This window comes from Rufibacter aurantiacus (assembly GCF_017916345.1).
Taxonomy (GTDB): domain Bacteria; phylum Bacteroidota; class Bacteroidia; order Cytophagales; family Hymenobacteraceae; genus Nibribacter; species Nibribacter roseolus.
Window position 1 is genome coordinate 233,848 of the sequence record NZ_JAFMSV010000004.1, and the last position, 25,945, is coordinate 259,792.

11 protein-coding genes and 1 tRNA gene are annotated in these 25,945 nt (G+C 53.3%); 3 read left to right on the forward strand and 9 right to left on the reverse strand.

Translation table 11 applies throughout. The annotated features are described in order from the left end of the window. Position 1: 1 nt before the first annotated feature. From J3P34_RS15795 to J3P34_RS15815, 5 genes are all read right to left on the reverse strand, one after another. Positions 2 to 5,857 carry an ice-binding family protein gene (locus tag J3P34_RS15795; protein WP_210489624.1) on the reverse strand — a complete coding sequence of 1,952 codons (5,856 nt, stop codon included), beginning with the start codon at positions 5,855 to 5,857 and terminating at the stop codon, positions 2 to 4. Between the two features lie 950 nt (positions 5,858 to 6,807). After that, positions 6,808 to 7,839, reverse strand: coding sequence for a PorP/SprF family type IX secretion system membrane protein (locus J3P34_RS15800; RefSeq protein WP_210489625.1), 1,032 nt, complete (start codon positions 7,837 to 7,839; stop codon positions 6,808 to 6,810). Positions 7,840 to 7,843: 4 nt separating this feature from the next. After that, positions 7,844 to 14,344 (reverse strand): T9SS type B sorting domain-containing protein, encoded by a 6,501-nt coding sequence (locus J3P34_RS15805; RefSeq protein WP_210489626.1) that lies wholly within the window; start codon positions 14,342 to 14,344, stop codon positions 7,844 to 7,846. A 758-nt stretch (positions 14,345 to 15,102) separates the two neighbouring features. Next, complete coding sequence (locus tag J3P34_RS15810) at positions 15,103 to 16,989, reverse strand: gamma-glutamyltransferase family protein (protein WP_210489627.1); 1,887 nt, start codon at positions 16,987 to 16,989, stop codon at positions 15,103 to 15,105. 140 nt (positions 16,990 to 17,129) lie between these two features. Then, positions 17,130 to 18,269 carry a threonine aldolase family protein gene (locus J3P34_RS15815; protein WP_210489628.1) on the reverse strand — a complete coding sequence of 380 codons (1,140 nt, stop codon included), beginning with the start codon at positions 18,267 to 18,269 and terminating at the stop codon, positions 17,130 to 17,132. A gap of 305 nt (positions 18,270 to 18,574) precedes the next feature. Between J3P34_RS15815 and J3P34_RS15820 the strand changes: the two genes are divergently transcribed. Further along, positions 18,575 to 20,101, forward strand: a complete 1,527-nt coding sequence (locus tag J3P34_RS15820; RefSeq protein ID WP_210489629.1) for a M20/M25/M40 family metallo-hydrolase — start codon at positions 18,575 to 18,577, stop codon at positions 20,099 to 20,101. 105 nt (positions 20,102 to 20,206) lie between these two features. After that, positions 20,207 to 21,535, forward strand: coding sequence for a M20/M25/M40 family metallo-hydrolase (locus J3P34_RS15825; protein ID WP_210489630.1), 1,329 nt, complete (start codon positions 20,207 to 20,209; stop codon positions 21,533 to 21,535). A 30-nt stretch (positions 21,536 to 21,565) separates the two neighbouring features. On the opposite strand, the gene J3P34_RS15830 is transcribed toward J3P34_RS15825, so the two are convergent. Next, complete coding sequence (locus tag J3P34_RS15830) at positions 21,566 to 22,015, reverse strand: hypothetical protein (RefSeq protein WP_210489631.1); 450 nt, start codon at positions 22,013 to 22,015, stop codon at positions 21,566 to 21,568. A 187-nt stretch (positions 22,016 to 22,202) separates the two neighbouring features. Between J3P34_RS15830 and J3P34_RS15835 the strand changes: the two genes are divergently transcribed. Further along, complete coding sequence (locus J3P34_RS15835) at positions 22,203 to 22,619, forward strand: STAS/SEC14 domain-containing protein (RefSeq protein WP_210462207.1); 417 nt, start codon at positions 22,203 to 22,205, stop codon at positions 22,617 to 22,619. Positions 22,620 to 22,816: 197 nt separating this feature from the next. Here J3P34_RS15835 and J3P34_RS15840 read toward each other — a convergent pair whose 3' ends face one another. The 3 genes from J3P34_RS15840 to J3P34_RS15850 all read right to left on the reverse strand — a co-directional run bounded on the left by J3P34_RS15840 (position 22,817) and on the right by J3P34_RS15850 (position 25,869). Then, positions 22,817 to 23,668 (reverse strand): endonuclease/exonuclease/phosphatase family protein, encoded by an 852-nt coding sequence (locus J3P34_RS15840; protein ID WP_210489632.1) that lies wholly within the window; start codon positions 23,666 to 23,668, stop codon positions 22,817 to 22,819. A gap of 269 nt (positions 23,669 to 23,937) precedes the next feature. Then, positions 23,938 to 24,010, reverse strand: a tRNA-Met gene (locus J3P34_RS15845). A 62-nt stretch (positions 24,011 to 24,072) separates the two neighbouring features. Further along, complete coding sequence (locus tag J3P34_RS15850) at positions 24,073 to 25,869, reverse strand: BamA/OMP85 family outer membrane protein (RefSeq protein WP_210489633.1); 1,797 nt, start codon at positions 25,867 to 25,869, stop codon at positions 24,073 to 24,075. Between the last annotated feature and the right edge of the window lie 76 nt (positions 25,870 to 25,945).

A 25,945-nucleotide genomic window follows, 5' to 3' on the forward strand; every position in this document is an offset into this window, starting at 1 on the left:
CTTAGCGCATGATGGTTATATAGCCTTTGCGGGTTACTTCCTGGCCTTCGCAGAGGCGTACCCGCAGCACGTAATAGTAAGTTCCTTCGGCTAAGCCGCCGCCGTTCCAGTTGTTGCGGTATTTCTTCATGCGGTACACCTCACTGCCCCAGCGGTTCAGAATCACCAACTCGTTCTCTGGGTACTCCAGCAGGTTGGCCACTTCCCAGGTATCATTCTTCCCGTCATTGTTAGGCGAGAAAACGTTAGGCACGTGCAGTTCCGGGGCCAGGTATTTAGGCATGATGTCAAGGCTAGCAGAAGTGTTGGAACAGGTACCGTTGTGGGCTTCCACGGAGATCCTCGCCGAGGCCACTGGTGCATTGGCAGGTCCTTGCACGGTTACCCGGTTAGAACCCTGCCCAGAGGTGATGGACCAGCCCGGGATATCTGAAACAATGCTCCACTTGTAAGACACGCCTGCAGCAGCCGGCACGGAGAACTGGTTGCCCACACAAGGCGAGCTCTCATCAATGATCACCGGTGCCACACCCAAACCAGTTGCCACGGTCACTGACAAACTAGCCTCGGCGGTGGCGCCGCAACCATTCACCGCTTTCGCGCTCACTACCCCAGCACCTGGCTGGGCAGTAACGGTGATGCTGGTGGTTCCCTGCCCGCTGATGATCTGCCAGCCGGCCGGCACACTCCACTCGTAAGAAACCGCGCCAGTCACCGTTGTTACCTGGTACACCCGCTGCTCAGGGGAGGCGCAGAAAGCGATTGGGCCATTGATCACGCCTGGTTTCAAGGTTCCGGCTGCACTTGAGGTTACCGTCAGGCTTTTCTCTACCGCCACACCGCAGCCGTTCAAGGCTTTCACCCGAATGGTGCCTCCCGTGGAGGACGGAATCACGCTGATAGAGCTGGAATTCTGACCAGACACCAGGGTCCAACCCGCAGGCACTGTCCATTGGTATTGGCTGATACCGGAACCAGAGATGCTATAGGTTAGCGCTGCCGCGTTGGCGCAGACATTCGCGTTTCCTGCAATCTCCCCATTGATCACCGGTGACCCCGTGCTTGGCACTACGGCCACTGCCCGGGCTTCACTCTGCCCACAGGCGTTCTTGGCAATGACGCTGATTTGGCCTGCCTGGCTTCCGGCCGTCACCGTTAGGGTGGTAGTTCCCTGGCCAGATTCTATTTTCCAGCCGGCAGGCACCGTCCACTCATAAGACGTTGCGCCGTTTACAGCTTCAATTTTGAAAATCAGCCCGGTTTGATTCACGCATGGCGCAAGCGCCGAAGCCGCTGCCTGGATGGCATTTGGCCGGAGCGGCAGGTCCTTCTGTACCTGCACCTGCAAAGCACTCGGATTTGATTTCACTCCGCAGCCATTCACACCCGACACACTCATAGCCCCGCCTGATGCACCTGGGATTACCGTGATGGAGTTAGTTCCCTGTCCAGCTTCAATGGTCCAGCCAGCGGGCACCGTCCAAGTGTATGTGTTCACCGTGGCATCAGGGGTTACGCTGTACGTTACCCGGATGGTAGCACAAGTTACCGGCTGCCCCATGATGGCACCTAGGTTAAAGGCCACGTTGCTGGAAACGCTTACGGCAAGACTGGTAGCGGCGCTGGTGTTACACACGTTTTTGGCCACTACGCTTACCTGCCCACCGGTAGTGCCGGTCTGCACCGTGATGGAAGTTGTTCCCTGGCCGGCAATAATGGCCCAGCCCACAGGCACTTTCCACTCGTAAGAAGTAGCCCCGGTTACCGGTTGAATAGAATAGGTAATCTGGTTCTGGTTAGCACAAATGGCTTTGTTACCCGTGATGGCAGCCGGTGCCGTCAGGTTGTTCACGCCAGCGGCCACCGCCAATACGCGTCTGGTGGAGGCACCGCAGGTGTACTGCGTGTTTACTGAGATTTCACCGGCACCAGTTCCGGCTTTCACCTGGATTTCTCTTGTACCCTGCCCGCTCACAATGGTCCAGCCAGTAGGTACCTGCCATTGGTAATCGGTTGCCCCGGTGGCAGCCGTCACTGAATAGGTCTGGGTAGCGTCAAAGCAAACACCGGTAGTTCCCTGGATTGGATCAGTGGCAGGCGTGAACGTTGATGGAGCAACCACCAACATCTGGGCCGTACTGGTGCCGCAATTGTTGGATGCTTTCACAGTAACTGCCCCGGCGGTATTGCCCACTTTCACTACCAGGCTACTGGTGCCCTGGCCAGACACAATCTGCCATTCCGCAGGCACCGTCCAGGTGTAAGTCATGCCAGCCACAGGATTTCTAACCGTGTAGGTTTGCTGGGTACCTCCGCCGCAAGGCTGGGTCTCGCCTATGATACCCGCCGGCAGCACCGGTGTGCTCTGCGCAGAAACGGCTAACTGCACCGCGGCACTGGCCCCGCAAGCATTTGAAGCTACCAAAGAGATGGTCCCAGCGCCGGCGCCGGCTTTTACCTGGATAACTCTGGTGTTTTGGCCGCTTACTATTTGCCAGCCGGCAGGAACCGTCCAGGTGTATTGCGTGGCCCCAGCCAAAGCTTCCACGGAGTACGTCAGAGGATCATTGGTGGAACAAGCTGTTTGAGGACCTGTAATAGCTTTAGGGGAGGCAGTGAGTGGTTGAGAAACGGTGATGTTCGTAGAGTCAGAGGTGGTTCCACAGTAATTAGCGGCCACTACTTTCACGTATCCGCCCGTCGTGCCAGGTCTCACGCTCAGGGATCTGGTACCCTGCCCAGACAAGATCACCCACCCCGATGGAACTGACCAGGTAAAGGTTCTCGCGCCTTCGTTCTCCGCGATGGTGTACGTGCGCGTTGCCGTAGAAACACAGAAAGCTTTATCGCCGGTGATGGGTCCTATGGCAGCAGGCGCTGCAGTTGACATATTCACGTTTAACGCCGCGGCACCGCTGGTTCCGCAGGCATTGCCGGCAGTTACCTGCACTTGCCCGGCCGCGGTACCTACCCGCACCACCAAAGAAGTAGTGCCCTGCCCCCGAACAATGGTCCAGGTGGCTGGCACAGACCAAGTGTAAGTAGTAGCTCCCGTTACCACCGGAACGGTATAGGTAAGCTCTCCCATGTTGGCGCAGAGATTGGCTTGCCCGGCAATGTTGCCAGGAGTCACCGGAACGGCAGAAGAAATGGAGACAGCCAAAGAACGGGTAACGCTCTGCCCACAACCGTTTTTAGCCGACACCTGGATGGTTCCACCGCTAGTTCCTGCTTTTACCTTGATCTCACCTGTTCCCTGACCACTGAGGATGGTCCAACCCGCCGGTACCTGCCACTGGAAAGAAGAAGCGGCGTTGGTAGAGGAGATAGAGTAAGTAAGTTCATTGGTGTTGGCGCAAACCGCACCTTCCCCTTGGATATTAGCAGTTAAAGCTGGCACCCCAGCCGAAGGAGTTACCGCAAGATCCGTAGAGGCGCTTAGCCCACAGCTGTTGCTGGCGGTCACTCTCACCTGGCCGGCAGTGTTTCCTGCTTTTACCACCACTGTAGAGGTACCCTGTCCGGAAACGATGCTCCAACCAGCAGGCAGTGCCCAGGAATAAGTAAGGCCCACTACCGCATTAGGCACCGTATAAGTCTGTTGCCCACCAATACAAGGGGCAGTTTCTCCGGCAATAGAGGCTGGCGCAGTTGGGATGGTAGTGGCAGGCGTTACCTGTAAGGTTCTTGCCGGACCGGTACCGCAACCATTAGTACCGGATACAGAAATGTTGCCAGCAGTTGCCCCCGCTTTCACGACGATGGATGAAGTACCCTGACCCGAAACAATCGTCCAGCCTTGGGGCACGGTCCAGGTATAGGCCGTCACGTCAGCTGCATTCGCTACGGAATAGGTAAGCGCTTCCTGTCCGTTACAAGGGGCAATGGAACCAGAGATGGCGCCTGGCATGACCGGTGGTCCGGTGCTCACGGTCACCTTGAGAGCGGTAGAGGTACCATCTCCGCAAGGGTTGGAGGCCACTAACTTCACTTCGCCGGTAGAACCTACTTTCACGTTGATCCTGCGGGAACCTTGCCCAGACAGAATCCGCCAATCGGCAGGAACAGACCAGGTGTACGTAGCGGCATTTGAGATTTCCTCTACAGAATAGGTGACCTCAGAGTTAGATAAGCAGACGGCTGTTTCGCCGGTAATGGCGCCTAAAGTGGGCACATCAGAGAAAATAGAAACGCCTAAGGAGGTAACCGGGCTTGTACCGCAGCTATTCTGGGCTTTTACCGTCACCTGGCCACCCATAGTTCCGGCTTTGACCACCACGGTGGCGGTACCTTGCCCACTTACAATACTCCAGCCGGCAGGAATCGTCCAGGTGTAGATAGAAGCATAAGGCACAGCCGCTACCTGGTAGGTAACTTCCTGCGTATTGGCACAGACCTGGGCAGGGCCGGAAATAGAACCAGGGGCCGAGGGAGCTGCAGGGGCTATGATTACCTGGGCTTCGCTGCTGGCGCTTTTCCCGCAACCATTCTCCGCGGTTACTTTTACTTTTCCGCCCGAGGTGCCGGCATTCACGGTCACCGAAGCAGTACCTTGCCCCCGTACAATAGTCCAGCCCACCGGAATTTCCCAGGCATAAGACACAGCGCTGGCCACCGGATTGATGGAATAGGTAAGTTCTTTCTGACCTCTACATGCTTCCAAAGGCCCGGAAATGGTGGACGGCATTGGAGGAGGCGAAGAAACGGTACTAACCGGCAGGACTGACTCGGGCCCGTCCCCGCAGGCATTTACTGCCCTTACCGAGATGGTGCCATTGACTTCAGCACCGCCAGTCGACACGGTGATCACATTCGTCTCCGCGCCTGAGGTGATGGACCAGCCAGCCGGCAGAGTCCAGGTATATTTACGGGTTCCGGCCAAGGGCTCAATTTGGTAGACGTTTCCCGGCGTGTTCACGCAGAGAGAAGTTTTACCGGTAATAGCGCCCGGCCTGGAAGGCGTGGCGCAGATTGACAACTCAGAGCTGTTGTTCTTGATATTGGGGTCCGTGCCGTTGCCGGTTACGGTTACAATGGTGGTAGAGAACTCGGTTTTGATGATGGTGGCTTTCACCGTCATGGTAGCGACAGCTCCACTCGGGAACTTGCTGATGACCCAATCTTTCCTCAAGAGGTCAAACAAAGACCCTGTAGAGGTAATGGCACTCAGAATTGAGAGCCCCGAGGTGGTTTCAAAGTTCAGGATTACATTAGATTCGTCTTCCGGTCCCAGGTTCTTGAGGGTGACGTTATACGTCACGATGGTCCCCGCCCCGTATGGTCCCTGGCTTACGGTATGGGATACCTCCAAATCCGAGATGTTATCAGATCCTAACTCAGACACATTGGTGCTGGAAAGCGTAACACTCCCAGATTTGCTCAAAAGCTTACCCTCTACCGCCGCTCCGCTGGCCGCCGTAATATTCCCGGCGCTTACCACCGTGCCTTTGAAAGCACTCTGGGCACCCATCAACACGTTTCCGGAAACCTGCCAGAACACATTCTTAGCCCTTACTCCTTGCCGCAGGTCAACCTTCACCGATGGGTCTACCTTCAGGTCACCTTCCACCTGAAACACGAAAACCCCGTTGGGGAATTTGCTTCCCAACAATTCCAAAGATTTCTGCAGGTGGGCATTTCCTTTGATCCGGTATACGCCCGGCCACAGCTTCGTCCCAGACAAGGCGGCACCATTAAGGGTGGCGGAAGGTTGTTGGCGTTTCAGGTCTGCGTAGATTCTGTCAATCTCGGCCCAGGTCTCCTGCGGGGCTGCCCCGGACCGGAGCACGCGTTTTTCTACCTTGCTGGTGCCCTTGCTTTCAAATCCGGCTCCGCCGGCCACGGATACTCCTTGCAACGACTTTAAGGCCGGAGCCGATTGCGTAAAGCCCTTTGAATAAAATACTAGAAAGATAAAGAGAAATAGTAGTCGTATTTTCATGCACACACCTCCAAATTCATCTCGCTACTCTTTGGAGCATTAATCCAATTGCAAGCACATGATTTTTATTATGATAAATAGTATTCATATTATGTTATGGACTTACCTGAATTCAATTAAACGGCCCCTTAGAATTAGAAAATCTATTGACTTATACAAAATAACCTTTGACTTCCTAGCCTTTATTAAATAATTATAATCCTAATTCTTATGTCGGACAAATTTATCAAATAAAATGCAATAACACATGGATAAAGTATATTCATTTTTTCTAATATTTTAAAAAACGGGGCGGGGACATCAACTTGGAACCAAGACACTTACAGGATATGAGGAGGAATTTTACAGAAAACAGTGGGAAGCCGACCTTGATTTTAAATTTTAAGGAAGAACCCTGCCTGAGGATTTCAGTTGCTGGCGTTCAGTGCAACAGGTCAATTTTAAATGCATTTTGAGCCTGTTTTCCCTGAAAGCACCTTAAAACAGCAGCCCACCCACCTTCTTTGAAGAGACTCAAAGAAAGTGGGTGGGCTATCTTAAAGCGGCCTGAACAATGACCGCAGCACACGTTTTTATTTATTCGCCAAGACTTCTATCATTCTTAAAAACAGAACAAGCATCAAGATAATAATACCTTTCCATCACTTGATTATTGTCTGTTTTTAAGAAAAGCAATAAAAAAAGCTCCTATACAAGCAAACTCACCTTGAATTACTTACGGAATTCTCAACCCATTGAAATGGGTTGAGAATTCCGTAAAAGCGTCATATTGCTGTATAATCATAAGACCCAATAGCTATCCAAAGACAAGGCACCGTTCAGCCTGAAAGCAAAGCCGTTCTAAGAGCAAACCACCATTCGGTGAGCTACCAAACCCATTGTGGACACAGCACTTTCAGTTTGTTGTTTACCTTAATCCCCACAATCACCTCATGGGAGCCGGCACTGGTTTTACTCTGGCCAGAGGTAGTGAGGTCATAAGAATAGGCAAAGTCCAGCACGTGGTTCACGTTCAGGCCGAAGAGAAAGGCCACGGCATCTTTGTTCCGATAAGAGGCTCCCACCCATATCCGTTCATCGTACATCGCTTTCATGTTCAGGTCAATGGCCTCAGGTCCGGTGCTGGCTTTTTTGTACAACACAGAAGGTGTAAAGGTGAGGTCCTGGACATGGAAACGGTAGCCGCCCGTCACAAAATAATGAGGCACCAACCTCCCGGAAATGGAGTAATCCTGGGGTGTCCTGAAGTCGCTGCCGCTGTTGATGAGGTGCGCCGCGGAGATCCCCAGAAAAGCATAACGGGTATAAAGCCAGGTACCCACGCTCAGGTCCGTCTTGAACATGTTCACCTGGTCTCCCAGCAAGGCGGCATCTGATCCGTTAATGGCTCTTGCCTTGCTGGTGTTGAAACTGTTTCTCACCACGCCGGCAGAAATGCCCGACGAGAGGTTCAAGGTGCTGGTAAGCGGCACATGGAAGGCGTATACCAGGTTAACGGAACTTGTTCTGAGGAGCCCGGCCTGGTCTACCTGCACAATGGCCCCAATGCCATGATGCGGGTTCACGCGCCGGAAACGGTTATTACGATCCACCCTGCTCTTCATTCCGTGGGCCCTGTTCCTGAATTTTCCACGGCCTTGGGCGTTCCGGTCGCTTTTGCCTATGGACGCGTGCATGCTGGTGTATACCGTGGTGGGGGATCCTTCTATTCCTATCCACTGCTTCCTGAAAGAAGACCGGATATCCATATAATTCTCTATGCCCGCCACCGCCGGATTAATTACTAACCCGTTGGTCATGTACTGGCTGAACTGGGGCATCTGCTGCCCCGCTGCGCGGAAGGACGCCAAACAAACCAATGCCAGGCTCACAACAATAACAATTCTTCTTCCTTTCATGGCCTTAATTGATGATGGTGATACTTCCTGAGATAGGCTCTTCGTCCTCGCTCAACTTAATAATATAGTAGTAGGCCGCCACTGGCAGCGGTTTACCCTGGTATGTGCCGTCCCAACGGGTTTGGTAGCCTTTAGAGGAGAAGAGCTTGATCCCCCAGCGGTTGTAGACCTCCACGGTGCAGTTAGGGTACTTCTCAATGTTCTGAATTTCCCAATCATCGTTCACACCGTCTCTGTTCAAAGTGAGCACATTGGGGATGAAGATTTCTGGCAGCACTGTCACTGTTACCTCATCTTTTGCATAGCACCCTTCCGCCGTTTTGACGGTTACTGTGTAGGTAGTGGTTTCTTTGGGTGTCGCTGTAGTAGTGGCAGTGTTCACCGAGGACAAGCCCGTAGCTGGTGACCATTCATAACTCACCCCACCCGAGGCTACCAGCGTAGCAGACCGCCCAGTGATAATAGAAACGTCAGGTCCGGCATCCGCCAACGGCGTTACCACCTCCACCTTCACTTCGGTGCGTTTACTGCTGGGGCACCCATCCGCTGAAACGGCCTGCACATAATAAGTAGTGGTTGCCGTGAGAGGCGGCGTAGCGTAGGTAACATCGGTGTACAGCAGCGTGCCGCCCTGCGGCTGATCATACCACTCTACCCCAAACCCAGGATTGGTTACCGTGACGTTGATTCTCTCGCCAGGGCACACTTTTGGGTTAACCGTCACCAACGCAGGCTCAGCAGGCAGCGGGTTCACTTTAATGCGCACCACATTGCTGGATTGGTTTTGGCAAGGCAAAGAAACTGCCACCCTTCTGAACCAGGAGGTTTTGGTCAGTGCTCCAGGCTGATAATCAGCTCCGTTATTGGTGCCAGGTGCAGGAGTGAAGCCGCTCGTTGGACCATCGGTGCTGACTTCCCATTGGTAGGTCATATCCGGACCGCCGCCGGCAGGGGTTGACCCTTGCAGCAGGGCTGGGGTCATTTGGGCGCAAATCTCCTGTTCTGTCTGGATGACATTGTTTGTGATAGGCGTGATCACCGTTATTTTGACAGGCGCGCTCTTGCTTTCCAGACAAGGGAAAGAAGTCACCGTACGCCGGAACCAGGTGGTGGTTCTCACAGCCCCTGGAGAGTAGCTGGCTTTTTTATTGTCACCGGGCGCCGCCGCGAAAACAACCCCGTCCGTACTGATTTCCCATTGGTAGACATAGGTGCCATTTCCGCCGGTTGGCGTAGAGCCCGTAAGCGGCTGCACGGCATCTCCGCGGCAGATGGTTTGGTCAGCGGTGATGGTGTTGCCACTGATAATAGGCACCACTGTTATCTGCACCACTGCTGAGGTAAGCGAGCATCCGCCGGAAAACACAGTGCGTCTGAACCAGGTTGTCTGGGTGAGGCTCTCGGGTTGGTAGATGCTCTCCGCATTATTACCGGCAGCAGGAGTAAAACCTCCGGTAGAACCAGTGGTACTGCTTTCCCAGAGATAGGTATAGGTGCCATCACCTCCTTGCGGCTGCGTACCGGTAAGCGGCGCCGGCGGCGTGCCAGAGCAGGTAGACTGCGGGAATGTAATCCGGTTGTTCGTGATCACCGGGCTGATGGAGATTCTTACGGGGGCACTTACGCTAGGCAGACAAGGACCGGCGGTTACCCTTCTCCTGAACCAGGTAGGTTTAGTGATATTGGTAGGCAGATAGGTATCACCAGTGTTGTTTCCGGGCGCCGGAGCAAATCCGGCATCAGGCCCAACCGTGCTGCTTTCCCATAGATAGGTATACACACCATCCCCGCCTGTTGGCACCGTACCAGTTAAAAGGCTTGGCGACGAACCTACGCAAAGCGCCTGGTCAGAAGAAACTATGTTGTTACCGATGTTCTGGTTCACCGTCACCTGAACCGCTGCCCGAGGGCTGGCGCAGCCCAGTGCATTGGTCACCTGCACATAATAGGTAGTAGAAGCGGTAAGCACCGGCGTAGTGAAAGAGGTACCCTGCCCTAAAGCTGTTCCTCCTGTGGCTTCGGCAAACCATTGATAGGTGTCGGTTCCCGCACCAGTCACCACCAAGGTTGCCGTGTTATTTTCGCAAATCACCTGGTTTGCCACCGTAGGAGCAGGTGGCAAGGGCTCTACCGTGATCTGCACCGCTGCCGAGGTACTGGTACAGCCTCCCGTAGAAACCACTCTCCTGAACCACGTAGTCTGGGTAAGCGCGCCCGGCGCATAGTCCATCTCTGTTGCTCCGGCAATAGGCATAAAGTCTGTAGCAATAGCAGAGGTGGTACTACTTTCCCAAACATAGGTGAACACAGCACCCGGACCACTGGTAGGCACAGAGCCAGTTAATTTTTGCGGCGCCGTTTCACTGCATATTCTTTGGGCCGCGCTGATGGTGTTGTTCGTTACCGGCACGGTCACCGTCACTTTCACCATGTTGCTCACGCTGGCGTCACACGCACCGCCTTCCACTCTCCTTCTGAACCAAGTGGTTTCATTCAGCCCGGTTGGCGTATACTCCGCTTGGGTTGCGCCAGCCACAGCCGTAAAGGTGGCACCGTCAGTACTGGCCTCCCACTGGTATTTGTATGCTCCGGAACCGCCGGTTGGCTGAGAACCGGTTAGGGTCTGGGAGGCCGAGCCTGCACAAATGGTTTGCTCCCCGGTAATGGTGTTATCCGCGATAGGCTGCTGCACTTCTACCTTCACCTCCGGACTCGTAGAGGTACAGGTTCGGGAGAGGACCTTCCGTCTGAACCAGGTGGTCTGGGTGAGTGCGCCTGGCGCATAGCTTATATCTGTGGCTCCGGCAATGTCTGTGTACGTTGTACCGTCGGTGCTTTGCTCCCACTGGAAAGTAAAGTTGTTATCACCCCCGGAAGGTTGCGCGCCCTGGAGTGGGCTTGGGGTAGAACCAGTACAAATGGCCTGTGGCTGAGCATTGATAATGACGTTATTGGACAAGGGAGGGCTTACCGTTACCTGCACCACATTGCTTATACTTGGCTCACAAGCGCCTCCCGTCACCACCCGCCGGAACCAGGTCGTAGCGCTTAGGGTTGTAGGCTCCAGATCACGTCCATTGGCGTTGGCCACCGGACTGAACCCGGCAGTGGCCGAAGTAGTGCTTTGTTCCCAGACATAGGTATAGGTTCCGCTGCCTCCGGTAGGGTCTGAGCCGACTAGCTTTTGGATAGATTCACCAGAGCAGATGGTTTGGTCCGCTGAAACAGAATTTCCGGCGATAGGCTGTTGCACTTCCACCAAAACGGCGGCACTCTCATTTCTCTGGCACGTACCCGACTCTACTACCCGCCGGAACCAGGTATTCTGGGTAACCGCTGCAGTAGGCGCAAAGTCTTTCCCCGTTGCTCCTGTAATTAGAGAAAACCCGCTGGTAGCAGAAGTCTCGCTGCTTTCCCATTGATAAGTATAGGTGTTGTTCCCGCCCACCGGCTGAGATCCCGTAAAGGCCGCTGGAATGCCTCCGGCACAAATGGTTTGCCCCGATGCTACTGTGTTATCGGTGATATCAGGCCGCACCGTCACTTCTACTGCGGCGCTTGTGGTAACGCAACCCGCGGAGTTTACTACCCGCCGGAACCAGGTGGTAGTGGTAAGGGCAGAAGGCGAATAGTCTTTTGCGTTAGCATTGGCAATGGGCGCAAACCCCGAGGTGCCGGAAGTTGTACTGCTCTCCCATACATAAGTAAAGGAGTTATTACCCCCGGTTGGCTGGGAACCCGTTAAAATGGCAGGGGTCTGCCCGGTACAGATTTCCTGACCTCCGGTGATAGTGTTATCCGCAATGGCCGGCGCTACCCTCACCCGTACTTCCGCCCGGGAGGTGCTAACGCAATTGTTCTCGTTAATGGCCTCCACATAAAACACCGTGTCACGGACCAGAACGGGGGTAGTGTACTTTTCACCCGTCGTCACCAAAGTACCGCCGGTATTGGCGGTATACCATCTGTAAGTGAATCCTGCCAATGGATTCACTGAGATATTAGCCTGTTGTCCCTCGCAGATGGCTACATCATTCAAAGTAAGTACAGGTGCGGCCGGCGTGGGGCTAAAGGTAAATGCCACCACATTGCTTTCATGCACCTGGCACCTCTGAGAGGAAATAGTCCTTCTGAACCAGGTATTCCTAGAAATCAGCCCTGGAGTGTAATCTCTTTCGGTATTTACACCCGGCGCATCTGTGAATGTCACCCCATCCGTACTGATCTGCCACTTATATTGATAAGGTGCTCCATCTCCTCCGGATGGCTGAGACCCAATGATGGTTCCTGGTAATACCCCTTCGCAAATTGTAGTGCCTGATTGAGCGGTTATGGTATTATTGGTAACACCCTGAAGCACCGTAACCGTTACGGCAGTCCTGGTGGCACTCACGCAATTGAACCCACTAACCGCCTCTACATAATAAGTAGTAGTGGCCGTTAGGTCTGGACTTGGCGTGAAAGCATCACCTGAAAACACCGGGCTACCTCCAGAAGCCACCTCATACCACCGGTAAGTGGTACCTGCCGCACCTCCGGTAGCGGTCAGGGTGACCGTCTCTCCCTGGCAGATAGTCATATTTGCCACCGTTGGAGCCACCGGCAACTCCCTGATGGTAATCTCTTGTGAAGCTGCCGCCGAGGCCCCGCACTCATTTGTAGCCGTGACAGTAACCGTGTAGGTACCAGGATTTGGGAAATCAATGGTGGGGTACTGCGACGTTTCAGAGGAACCCGCCACAAACGGAGCACCGCTGGGTCCACTCACAGCCCATTTATAGGCGGAGATGGTACCGAAGTTGGCTTCGTAGACCGGCGTATGGAGCGCATTTGCAGTGGTGAACGGAATGGCCTGTGGCTCGCAGAGTTCCCGTGGCGCCGGCAAGGTGACAGTTGGTTGGGAGTTCACCTTTATCTGGGTGCTATCCCTACTTACTCCGCAGGGGTTTGTGGTTTCTAACTTAAGCGTATAGACTCCGGCAGTGGAAAAGTTAAAGACCGGATCTTTGCTGGTGAGGGACCCAGACGTAATAGTATAACCAGTATTGGGAGAAACAGACCAAAGGTAAGTCAGCTGTTCGCCTACAGACTGGTTCGCAGTAGCCACCTCCAAGTTCGTACACCCGTTTGCAGGATTTAGGATGGTGGTAAAATCAGCAGTGGGCGGGTCAATGATTGAAAAGACCAGGGTTGTATCATGGGTGTTACAGCTGTTTTTTACACTAAGTTTGATGCTGTAATCACCTTTAGAGGTAAAGTTAATAACAGGGCTTTGAGATGTTAAGGTGCCGGTGGTAAGATTCCATCCGGTTGCTGGACTTATAGACCACTGATAGCTGGCATTATTGTCACACTTGCCAACCCCAAGCCTGTTTGCTCCCGGATCTGAAGTATTCTTAAGGGTATAGGGTGTGTTGATACAACCAGTGGGGCTCTTCGGCTCTACATGAAACCGTGCTTTGGGAGTAGCCGAAATAAAAATAGAGCTAACAGAAACAGTAGTCGTTCCACATGGATTACTGGCAGTGGCAGTTAGAACAAAGGAGTCTGTGGAGTTGTTGTTACAGGAGCTTTTTTTGAAAGTATGGGTAATACTGGTGGGTACATTTGCCTGCGTAAATGATTGGGCTGGGCTTCCATCATCAAATGAGAACGTATAGATGGTAGAGGGGCTATTATTAGCCACTCCAGTAACAGGAAATGTATAGGAAATTGGGGCACAACCTACCGTGTTGCCCGGGCTACCCAAGGTAAGACTTGGGTTACTCCCGTTGAATACCTTTATGTTTCTGGTTGAGGTACAATTGGGTCCGGCAATCACAAATTTCAGGTTAAACTCCCCTTGGGTAGTATAGGTATGCTCTGCCTCTTCAAAGGAGGCAGGGAAGTTCTGTATTTGGCCATCCCCCCAATCAATGGTGTAAGCCCTGTTGGTAGCCTTGGTAGTAGAAGTGTTCCGGACTTTCAGGAGGTAAGTAGAAGCTTCAGTGGCGCAATTGGTAAATGGAATGGTAAAATTTTGGGTGGCCAGCACATCCTCCAGGGACGGATCTGCCCGCTGGTTTACGGTAAGCTCTTTGGTGATTTCGCTGGTACAACCGCCCTCATTGGTCACTTTGAGCTTAATCTGATACTTCACAATGCCAGTACCATTGGAGACAAAGGTATGGTTGACCTCCTGTTGATTACCCGTATTTCCGGTTCCGGAAGAAGGGTCCCCAAAGTCCCATTCATATTTATATCCCGGGCCTGTAGGAGAGGCCGTGAATCTTACGTTAGAACCGGAGCAGACATTATCGGTGAAGGTGAAGTCGGGGGTAGGATTGCCGCTGGTCACGACCTTGAAAGGAACAGAGACTTTCTCAAAGCACGTGGTGCCTTTCACCAGCACAGTGTAATCCCCTACAGCCGTGACCGTTAATCTGTTACCTGTCTGACCAGGAAGGTCAGCGCCATCTTTTTGCCATTGGAAAGTGGCGCCTGCACTGGTTGAGGTAGCTTCCAATACCACCTGACTACTACCAGGACATATTGCTCCAGGCCCAACTGGAGAAATCGTGACTTCACAGTCCTGTGCCAATACCCGAACACAGGAAAACAAAATTAGAAAGCACGCTAAAGCTAGGCTACGGTAAAATTGTGCCATAGAATCAATAAAATATTGTATAGAAGGGGGAGTATGCTACTGATGAGAATTAGAAAGAACTCTCAATGTTTGCTAAATATACTAAGCCGAATTATTATTTACCAGTTAAGTTATATTTAAAATTAAAATAAGTATAGTTTAAATAATATATAATATCTTCTATGATAGAGTTGCAGGGGTGCTGGGCATTAGAACACCATCTTGCTGCATAAATTAAATCTATATTTTTCTCAAAAATAGTAAAATCAGCTTGAAAAATATACTATTACCAAGCACAAATTAACCTTATCAAATAAAATAGAAAAGAATTGCACTATAGGGCAAGAAGAAAATCACCCTCCAACAGAAGGCTGATAGTTACTAAACCTAATCTTCTGGTGAGAAATCTATAACAAACTCGCTTGCCATAGACTCAGGTTATAAGCCGCCCTATTTACCACATATGTAAAGAAGAATTCGAGTTGGCTCACAAGCGTTTTAGTCTCTCAAAAAATTGAGGATGTTAAAAAATGGCCCTGCAGCGCTCTTCACTAAGAGAGCGCCGCAGGGCCATCGCTGAAAAATTTATCCGAAGTAAGTTTACCTTTTAAAAGGCTTCATTGAAAGGGGTAAACTTCTTACCAACCTATTCCATAATCTTCGCCATGATTGCTGGAGCCGCCCCAGAAGCTGCCGTGCTTCCAGTCAAAGTAGATGGCATTGATAGGGCCGCTTGTCCGGTCATCAAAACTCATGATGTAACCCATCTTCTTCAGTTGCTCGCGCACCGCCTCAGGGGTGCTGTCATGCAGGAGGATTTGGCCGGGTTTGGGTTTGCGGTCCTCGGTTTTAGTGCCGCCCAGGCTCAGCCAGAGTTGATTTGTGTTGAAGTTAGCTGCCTCTGAGGCCTGCTGTACGCTCATCCCAAATTCCGCTACGTTCAGGAAGAACTGCAGCAGGTTCTGGTCCTGGGTATCGCCGCCCTGCACCGCGAAGGACAGGAAGGGTTTGCCGTCTTTTAGGGCCATGGAAGGCGTTAAGGTAACTCTTGGTCTTTTGCCCCGCTCCACTACGTTGAATGGGTTCAACTCCGCATCCAGCACGAAGCTTTGCATACGCTGGCTCATGCCTACCCCCGTATTACCGGCAATGCAAGCCGGGTTCCAGCCACCGCTCGGCGTGATAGACACCACCCAACCTTCTTTATCGGCGGCCTCTACGGTAGTAGTGCCTAGCCACAGCCTTTGCTGGTAATCGGACATGGAAGAGCCGTTCCGGATGTCATGGGTAGGAGCGAAGTTCCGTTTGGTGGTATCCAGTTCGTAGCCCCTCTGCTTCAGAAGCTTCAGATAGGGGTTTTTGGCCCCTTTTGCCTCAAACGGGTAAGGATCTCCGGGCCCGATATTGGGATTGTTTCGGTCGGGTTGGATGAGGGAGGCCCGCTGTTTCGCGTACTCTTTGCTGAGCAGGCCCTTCATGGGTTCCTGCGGCGCGAAGTAAGAGTCGCCGTAGTAGAAATCCCGGTCGGCGAAGGTGAGGTTCATGGCCTGGTACACCGTGTGGATATACTTGGCGCTATTGTGACCCATGCCCTTCAGATCGAAGTTCTCCAGCACATTCAGAGCCTGCAACAGCATGGGTCCCTGGGTCCACTGCTGCAGTTTATACACGTCAATGCCTTTGTAGTTGACGGAGAGCGGTTCTTCCTCCAGCGGTTTCCATTTAGCCAGGTCCTGCATGGTGATCAGACCGCCTTGCTCCTGACAGCCCCGCACAAACTCCTTAGCAATATCACCGGTGTAGAAACGGTCATAGGCGGCCATGATGGCGTCTTTGCGGCTCTTCCCGTTTTTGAGGGCGTTTTTCTCGGCTTCCACCATCTTGGTGAGGGTAGCCAGCAGGTCTTTCTGCACGAAGATCTCACCGGCCTCAGGGGCTTCCCTTTTCTCGCCGGGGTGCGTCAGGAACACTTTCTTACTGTAAGGCCACTGCTTCAGGCGCTCTTTCTCGCGCTCAAAGCTGTTGGCGGTCTGGGCCTCAATGGGGTAACCAGCTGCCATTTCCATAGCCGGCGCCAGCACTTGTTCCAGGCTCAGGGTTCCGTAGTTGGCCAGCATGTACAACAGACCTCCGGGAGTGCCGGGAGTGGTAGCGGCCAACGGGCCATATTCCGGCGGAAAATTATAGCCTTTGCTTTTGAAGAACTTCGCCGTAGCCCCGGTGGGCGCCACGCCCATGGCATTGATGGCGATGACTTTCTTCGTCTTCGGGTTATAGATGAGGGCCTGGGTCTCGCCGCCCCAACTCAGCACGTCCCACATGGTACAGGTGGCGGCCAGCATGGCGCAGGCGGCATCCACAGCGTTTCCGCCCTTCTGGAAAATCATGGAGCCGGCAGTCGCCGCCAGGGGCTTACCCGTGATGGCCATCCAGTTTTTGCCGTGCAAAGGCGGTTTTTGGGTCTGCTGCGCCGAGGCAGAAAGCACAGCCCCAAGGCAGAGAAGAAGCGTAAAAAAGCGTTTCATGTAGGTTTTGTTTATATAAGGGAAGGTAATCATAAAAAACCGAGGGACTGGTGGACAAAAGAGATTTTCTGCGGAAGGTGCGCCTTGCCACCAGCCGTTTAGGCCCTTTTTCCCGAAAACAAGGCTAAAACGCAAACCTCCTAAGCCATGGCCGAACCAATCGCTTTTTTCAGCACGGCCAGGATAGCCTCGTTGCTTCTCCTCAGGATGGTCTCATTCACAAAGAACTTGATCACGCCTTGGCTGTCGGGCATCCGGAGTTGGATCTGCTCTTTCTCTTTGAGGTAGGCCGCGAACTTCTCATAATTCACCGGCGAGGTGATCTGGAGGTTGAAGACGTTGCTGCCATTCTGGACAGGGCTGATTTTCATGTTCCCGGACGCGTTCATCAGGGCCATCAACTGGTCACCTTTGGCGCGGGATTTCTGGAGCAGGCTTTCAATGTTGCCGATCTTGTCCAGCGCCACGGCGGCATATGGCCAGTTCTGGTAGATGTTGCCCCCGAAAACCTTGATCAGGTGCGGCATCTGGTCAATCACCGCGGCATCACCGGCCAGGATGGCACCACCTTTACTACCCAAGTACTTGTAAAGCGAGATATAAACGGTGTCAAAATAAGACGAATACTCCCGGATGGGCACCCCAGAGTACGCCGAGGCCAGGTGCAGCCTTGCGCCGTCCAGGTGCAGCTTGATGCCGTTCTCCCGGCAATACCCCGATATCTTCCTGATCTCCTCCAGCGAGAAAACCTGCCCATCGGCTCTGCGCACAGGGTTCTCAATGGAAATGGCCCCGATGCCGCTCTGGAAAACTTCGCCCTTCTGGTGGTAGGTGATGGATTCTTTCAGATCAGCCAGGCTGAACTCCCCTTTGCCCGGCGCCACCGGCACCAGTCGCTTGCTGTGCACGGTTTGGGCGGCATCGGCCTCATCGCGGTAGAGGTGGCTCGTTTCCTGCACAAAGATTTTGCTCTTGCCTTCGCTCAGCACCCGCAAGGCCAGGTTGTTGGCCATGGTCCCCGAGGGCATGAAGATGGCTTTCTGTTTTCCGGTCAGTTTCGCAAATTCGGCCTCTAAACGGGAGACCGCGCCGCCTTTGGCGTAGGCGTCCGAGGTATCGGGGTACTTCTCGGCGATAGCCTGCAGTTCCCGGGCGTACTCCAGCGGCGAGGTCATGGCCCCATCCGTCACGAAGTTGATACTTTCCTCTTTTTTGGCGTAATCAGCAAACCCACCCGAGGCGGACAGACTGGTGGGCAGCAGGAAAGGAATCGTTGCCAAGCCCGAGGTTTTCAGAAAGTCCCGTCTCCCTTTTATTTTCTTTGCCATAAGCGAATCTCTAAGGATGTTTAATCCTCCCTAATATAAAAGACTCTGTTTGATTTCTTGCGCACCAGGGGTAGGTGAGACATCTACAACTGAGCAGGGGCAGGGCTCTCGGCCACCATCCAAAGCTGGAAACCTTGGAAATAAACAGGGAATCTTTTCTGGAGTCATCACACTAGACACAAATAGAGCAAGGCAGATTCTGGCAAATACCGTTTTGTGGCTCCTTTTCGCTTTATTTGGCAAAACAGATTCCAAGCATGAAGTTCAGCATCTCCAGTACCATCGGTTTACTTTTCCTTTGCCTCGCACCTTCGCTGCAGGCGCAGACCATCCCGGCGTACTTGGTCAAGAACGACCGGAGGATCATGGAAGAATATATCCGGTTTCTCTCCATCCCCAACGTTTCGTCAGACACCCTTAACATCAGGAAGAACGCCGCATTCATCCAGGAGATGATGAGTAGCCGGGGCATCCAAGCCGAACTGCTGAACGGCACCACGGCGGGCGTGACACCGGCGGTGTTCGGCGAGATCAAGACGCCCGGCGCTACCAAGACCATCGGGTTTTACGCGCACTATGACGGGCAACCGGTGAACCCCAAACAATGGTACGCGAGCGTGGAGCCTTTCAAGCCGGTGCTCATCACCGCTCCGCTGGAAAGTGGAGGCAAAATCATAGGTCCATACAAGCCTGGCGAGGCCGTGAACCCCGATTGGCGCATCCTGGGCCGCGGCTCCGCCGATGACAAAGCCGGCGTCATGGCCATCCTCAATGCCTACGAGGCGCTGGCCAAGACAGGCAAGCGCCTGAACGCGAACATCAAATTCCTGTTTGAAGGCGAAGAGGAAGTGGGCTCCATTCACCTGGACGAGATTTTCCGGCAGCACAAAGCCAAACTGCAGGCCGATCTCTGGATCATCATTGATGCCCCCAGACACGTCTCCGGCCGGAAAACCATTGTGTACGGCGTGCGCGGTGATGTAAACATGCACCTCACCGTCTACGGCGCCAAACGTCCGCTGCACAGCGGCAACTACGGCAACTGGGCACCCAACCCAGCTCTGAAGCTGGCGCAACTGCTGGCCTCCATGAAAGACGACAAAGGTAAGGTGCTGGTGAAAGGTTTTTACGATGATGTCACGCCGCTCACCGCCACCGAGCAGAAAGCCCTGGCCCAGATCCCCGACCAGGATGCCCAACTGAAAAAAGAGCTCGGCGTCCACTCCCCAGAAGTTGCAGATCGCCCCCTAGCCGAGGCCATCATGCAACCCACCCTCAACATCAACGGCCTGCAGAGTGCCAACGTAGGGGCCATGGCCAGCAACGTAATTCCCACCAAAGCCGATGCTGTTTTGGACCTGCGTTTGGTAAAAGGCAACGATTACCGGAGACAGGCAGTGAAGGTGATTTCCCACATCAAAAGCCAGGGCTTTCAGGTCATCGACCGGGAACCCACCGAGGAGGACCGCCGCCAATACCCTAACCTCATCAAGGTCACCGTGGAGCACGGCTACAATGCCCAGCGCACGCCCATGGACCTGCCCATCGCCAGGAGCATCCAGGCGGCGGTGCAGTCCACCACCAGGGAGCCGTTGGTCTTGATTCCGTCTATGGGCGGAAGCCTGCCACTGTACCTCTTTGAGGAGATTCTGGGCACCAAGGTCATCACTGTGCCCATCGTGAACTATGACAACAACCAGCACGCCGAGAACGAGAACGTGCGCATCCAGTACCTCTGGGAGGGCATAGAAACCATCGGCGCCATCATGGGCGCACGTTTCTAGCCTGTCGCTTGTACTTGCCTTTCGGCCGCTGTATCTTTAATTACCCTCTGCAGTGCGCGTGCGGCTGCAACCAAACCTTGAATTTTGGGCCAGCCCGATGATATTATGAAAAGAACTTTCCTCCGCGGGCTGCGGCCTGCCTCCCTCGCTATCTGCCTGACTTCATCGGCCTTCGCCCAAACCACCACCGCCGAGAAACCCATCCCGGTGGACAAGCGCTACGAGAACGAGATAAAAGCCCTAGCCAAGAATGCGGCGGTGAAGAACGCGTTCAAGGTGATCATGGATCTGGAACCACAGACGCACCAGGATCTGATCACCCTCACGGAGATCCCGGCGCCGCCTTTCAAAGAGGAAGCACGCGGCAGGAAGTTTGCCGAGATGCTGCGGGCCGCCGGCGCAGACTCAGTCTGGACCGATGAAGTGGGCAACGTGCTTTCGCTTAGAAAAGGAAAAAACAGGCAGAAAACGGTAGTCATGGAGGCGCACCTGGACACAGTTTTCCCCGAGGGTACCGATGTAAAGGTGCGGCAGAACGGTGATACCTTGCGGGCGCCCGGCATCGCGGATGATACCCGGGGTCTGGCCATGGTGCTGCAGGTACTGAGGACGCTGGAGAAAACCGGCATTGAAACCGAGGCGAATGTATTGTTCATCGGGACGGTGGGCGAAGAAGGCCTGGGCGACCTGCGGGGCGTTAAGCACCTGTTTTCAGAAAAAGGGCCTAAAAACATAGCTTCCTACATCGCTGTGGACGGCACCGGCCTGGGAACGGTGACCAACCGCGGACTGGGATCGCACCGCTACCGCATCACCTTCAAAGGTCCCGGCGGACACTCTTCCGGGGCGTTCGGGTTGGTGAATCCGCATAATGCCCTGGGCAGGGCCATCCACTACTTCGCGGTAGACGCCGATAAATACACGAAAGAAGGCATCAGGGCTACCTACAACGTGGGGGTGATTGGCGGAGGCACCTCAGTGAACTCTATACCGTTTGAATCCTGGATGGAAGTGGACATGCGTTCTGAGAGCCCCGAGAGGGTAGCCGGTCTGGACAAGCTTCTGCAGGCCGCCGTGCAGCGGGCGCTGCAAGAAGAAAACCAGATGAAGCGCCTCGGGGCAGACCTGAAAGTAGACGTGAAACTGATTGGCGACCGTCCGGCGGGCGGCATGGAACCCACCGTAGCCCTAGCCCAACGCGCCCTGGCCGCCACCCGCCTCCTGGGCACCGAACCTACCCTGCGCGTAGGCTCTACCAACTCCAATATCCCGTTCTCCAAAGGCGTTCCGGCGGTGACCATCGGGAGCGGCGGTACCGGCGGAGGGGCGCACGCACTGGAAGAGTGGTTTGTGCCTAAGAACACGTACCTGGGCACCCAACGCGCCCTGCTCCTGCTTCTGGCAGAAGCGGGCATGGCCAATGGGAAGAAGTAGACATTGGGTAAAAAGCGGAAGAGAGTCTGTCTACATCAACTTGCTCAGCACAAAATTGGTGTTCTTGATAAAGGTCACGCCCTCACGCTCTTCCAGCTCAAAGCCTTTGGTTTCCTCTTGCTCCTTGGCTAGTTTTTTGGCTTTCTGCTCTTCATGATACTTCTTAATAAGGGCAGTCGTCTCCAGGAGCCTCTTCTTTCTAAGCTCATCATAGTATTCCAGATAGAACAGTACCTGCAAGAAGGTAAGAGCCCTTATAAGCATGCCCGCTGGGTGAATTATCTTCCTGGAGAAAAGATAAAGCCCACCCTCTCTTTCCAGCGCAGCTCCCTCGCCTAGGTATCTTTGGTAAAGCAAACTGGTGTAGCTGGAGGCTTCATTTGGGTCTGCACCCTCTTTCAGGAAAATCAATGATTCATTGTTTTTGAATTGCCTGTTGTAGGCCATGACGCGGAGAGGAAGAGGGTAGGGTTTATTCATTTGATTCTTAGTTGAATTTCAGGAATAGCGTTACTTCCACGCCTTAAGCATTCCGGAGGCAGGGCAAAGCTGGTGGTTAGGCACTTGTAAGAGCAGAAAATTTCAGATTCAGCTTAAACTTATCGTTATCCGTAGGGAAAGGAGGATTATATTTGTCAGTTACTTACAAGCTTAAACACTCTTATTAATGGCAACCGTTTACTTCCAGAACCATGTAGTTACTATCACTTTCGAGGAGGAGTTGCAGCTAGGCACGGCTGTATGGTCTGGTTTTTTAAACAGCCAGGAGTTCCGGGAAGCTATCACAAACTGCATTGAGTTAATAGAGGGACGCAAGTTGTTAAGATGGCTCGGCGATAATAGACAGATGAAAGCCATCCGGCCGGTAGACCAGGAGTGGTTTGTAGAGCACATTATGCCCCGATTGCAACAGTCTGCCTTAAGGCGCAATGCCGTATTGGTATCTGAAGATTTTTTTAACCGCACGGCGGTAGAACAGATCTACAGAAGGGCCGAAGGCCAAGGCGAAATGACCACAAAGGAGTTTTCTAGTAAGATTACGGCTTTGGCCTGGCTGAAAGAACCTATTAATACACCCGCTTAGGCGTTTCCTTTACCTTCGCCCAATCTTTCTCTGGCGAGAATACTGAAAATAAATGATTACCTATCTGTAATCTGCAGCACCGAAGGCATTTTAAGGGCAAAATTCGTAAAACTGCCTATTTTCAGGAGCCTAGCCTGGCGCTAACTTTCGCCTATTATTCTTAAACTACTAAGGTCTAAAGCCTGCTTTTAAACCTATCACTTGGCACCATACGTCACCTTCACCAAGACAGGGAAATGGTCAGATGGGAATTTGCCATGGTACGTATCTGTCAGGATTCCCCATTTCTTCACCTCAAAGGCATTGGTAACAAAAATGTGGTCAATGATTTCCTTTCCGTCGAACTGCTGTTTGAATCCGTTGAATGAAGTGTTGTTGGCGTAAGGGTATTTCACTTGCCTGAACGTGTCTTTCAGCACCCCTGAATCAGCAATGGTCAGGTACCACTCACTTGCTTGGTCCCCGTTGAAATCACCGGTTAAGACCACCGGCTCTTTTCCGGCTATTTCCTGGATTTTACGCAAAATCAGCTTGCTGCTTTCTCTTCTGGCCTGCATTCCCTGATGATCAAAATGGGCGTTGAACACATACAGCTTCTTCCTTGTGGCGAGGTCTTGCAGATACACCCACGACACGATACGATGACAGCAGGTTGCGTCCCAACCCAACGAGGGCTTATCGGGTGTCTGGGACAACCAGAAATCACCTTTGTTCAACAGCTTGAATTTATCTTTCCTGAAAAAGATGGCCGAGTGCTCGCCTTTCTCTTTGCCGTCATCCCGGCCTGCGCCGTAGCGGTCGTACTCAGGAAGCGCCTTGCTCAGGTCATCCAACTGGTTCTTTAATCCTTCCTGGGTACCCAGCACATCAAATTCATGAAACCGGATGAGGGCAGCTACCACAGGCGCCCGGTTCACCCACAGGTTTCCCGTATCGCCTGGGCTGTCATACCGCAGATTGTACGACCCTATTGTTAACTCCTGCGCCTGAATGGCAGTAGTTACACCTACTATCAACAAGAGAAAAAGGAGGCTTCTTTTAAATCTCATAAAGCTTACAGGTATCGCGGTTTTACAATTCACCCATTTCAGCTTAGGCATTGCCTGACACAAGCTGTTTCGGGAATGAGATAAAGGTAGTATTTCTCTTCGCAGTTTCTAGCTAGTCTCTGGGGAACAAAGCTGAATAGATTTGCCTAGGAAAACTGTATGGAAGATGTTTGATAAGGAAATCGTTTCATAGACACGGCAGGAACCTACCAAAGAAGCGCAAAAACGAAAAAGCCTTGCAAGTTTCCTTACAAGGCTTTTATCTGAGGTAGCGGGAACAGGACTCGAACCTGTGACCTTTGGGTTATGAGCCCAACGAGCTACCAACTGCTCCATCCCGCACTGTTTGTAATACAAATGTAGGGGCTTTTTCTATACGCTCCAAATCCTTTGCAAAAGTTTTTCTAAAAACGGCCCGTAATCCCGAAGTGAATCTTGCCTCTGGAGAGGCTAAAACCCTCTTGCGAGGTCCTCCCCACGGAGTAAACTAGCTGAAACACACCGGCTCCCGTGGAAAAGCTGATGCCGCCGCCTACGCCGCTGGCCCATTGAATATTTTTTTCATTTTTTAGGTCGCGGCGCAGATATCCCTGGTCATACAGGAGAAAAACGTACGAATCCTGCCCGGTATACAACCTATACTCCAGCGTACTCACGGCGTAAGAGGAGGCGTAAAACGCATAATCATCAAAGCCGCGGAGCGAACCCAGCCCACCCAACCTGAACAGCTCGTTCAGGTACAGGCGCTGGTTCACCAGTCCCTCGGCCCGAAGACGCGTGAGCACCACCCCGTTTTTGGACACGGGCCAGTACCGCTCCACCCGCCCGGATAGAGAGATTTGGGAGGTCTTCATCTGCAGCGTGTCATAGTAGCTGGCTTCTACCCGGGCGTTCCGCTGTACCCGCTTGTTGCCCACAGCCCCCTGGAAAAACACCTGGGTTCCCCGGCGCGGGAAGAACAGATCATCCAGGTTGCCCCAGGCGTAGGCCAAGCCGTAGGAAGTGAAGTTGGCGTCAATGGCCGAGGAATCTGAGGTGCGCTGCCGCAGGGCTTCGGGCGAGAGCAGCTGCGAACTCACTACCTCGGCAAAGAACGTCACCCGGCTGGTAGTGGAAAGCGGATAGGCAATCTCCAGCCTCGGCCGAAGGTTCAGAAAGGAAGTGTCCTGTTTGTAGAGATGGAACAGACCTGCCACCTCAAACGGCGAGTTAAAGAAGTGCGGGTGCCGGTACGCCACATCCAGGAGCTGCGAGTTGCGTTCCACTTTGCGCCAGTGCAGGCCAATCTGTTTTCCGCTGCCGCGCAGGTTGCGCACCTGCAAGTTCACCTCGCCGGTAATCAACAGCTTGGCCGCCGATGAATTGGGATCAGGCAGAAACCCAATGATGCCATCAAACTGGTTTGCTTTTTTCTCATCCAGGAAGAAGTACACGCGGGCCTGGTTTTTCGCGAACAAAACTTGGGGCTCGCCGGTGATGCGCACAAACGGCAACTGCCGGAGCGCACGCATGGCGGCTTCTATGCGCTGAAGAGAATACGGCTGACCCGGAGCGATCTGGGTATAGCGGTAGAGCGTGCGCAACTGCATACGGCTGGAGCCCACAATCTGCACCGAATCAATGAGCATGAGAGGTCCGCGTACTACGCGCAGCACACCGCTCAAAGAATCATTGTAGAGGCGTAGCGAATCAATCTGCACGGCGGCGTAAGGAAAACCGCTGTTCTCGGCTTCGCGCAGCAAACTCTGCTGCAGTTGGGCAAACTCGGCGGGCCGGAAAGGCTGACCACTGTAGAGCTTCTCCCTAAAGCCCACTTTCTCCAGCAAACCCTCGCCAACGTTCCCGTTCTTGAGCGAGGCCCAACTGTAGGGTCGGCCCACGTACACGTGCAGCCAGAGGGAGTCATTGCGGCGGTGCAGGCTGTCAATGGAGGCCGTGAGGTAGCCTTCTTCCTGCACCCGGGCCAGCCAGCCGCGCAGGTCCTGCTGCAGCTTCAGGGAATCATTGACAGAGAGTTTGGGTTGCAGGCGCTGCCAGATCTTTACGGCATCGGGGTCTACCGACGATACCTCCACCACCACTTTCTTGTCCTGCGCCTGCGCCACACGGCCCAAAAGCAGCAAACCCAGGAGCAGCCCCAGAAATGCGTATCTTTGCAGGACATTCTTTTGGTACAGACGGGAACTAGACCTCCTCTTCATTGTTTCTAAAGGTACGGCTTGCGCCGACAAATTATCGCACCGCCGTTTTCATTTACTCTAAACGCTTTCGCTAGCC

What these genes read in the sequence shown, in the direction of transcription:
- J3P34_RS15800 (WP_210489625.1), bottom strand. Translation starts at nt 7,839, where the DNA reads ATGAAAGGAAGAAGAATTGTTATTGTTGTGAGCCTGGCATTGGTTTGT.
- J3P34_RS15810 (WP_210489627.1), bottom strand. Translation starts at nt 16,989, where the DNA reads ATGAAACGCTTTTTTACGCTTCTTCTCTGCCTTGGGGCTGTGCTTTCT.
- J3P34_RS15820 (WP_210489629.1), top strand. Translation starts at nt 18,575, where the DNA reads ATGAAGTTCAGCATCTCCAGTACCATCGGTTTACTTTTCCTTTGCCTC.
- J3P34_RS15825 (WP_210489630.1), top strand. Translation starts at nt 20,207, where the DNA reads ATGAAAAGAACTTTCCTCCGCGGGCTGCGGCCTGCCTCCCTCGCTATC.
- J3P34_RS15830 (WP_210489631.1), bottom strand. Translation starts at nt 22,015, where the DNA reads ATGAATAAACCCTACCCTCTTCCTCTCCGCGTCATGGCCTACAACAGG.
- J3P34_RS15835 (WP_210462207.1), top strand. Translation starts at nt 22,203, where the DNA reads ATGGCAACCGTTTACTTCCAGAACCATGTAGTTACTATCACTTTCGAG.
- J3P34_RS15840 (WP_210489632.1), bottom strand. Translation starts at nt 23,668, where the DNA reads ATGAGATTTAAAAGAAGCCTCCTTTTTCTCTTGTTGATAGTAGGTGTA.
- J3P34_RS15850 (WP_210489633.1), bottom strand. Translation starts at nt 25,869, where the DNA reads ATGAAGAGGAGGTCTAGTTCCCGTCTGTACCAAAAGAATGTCCTGCAA.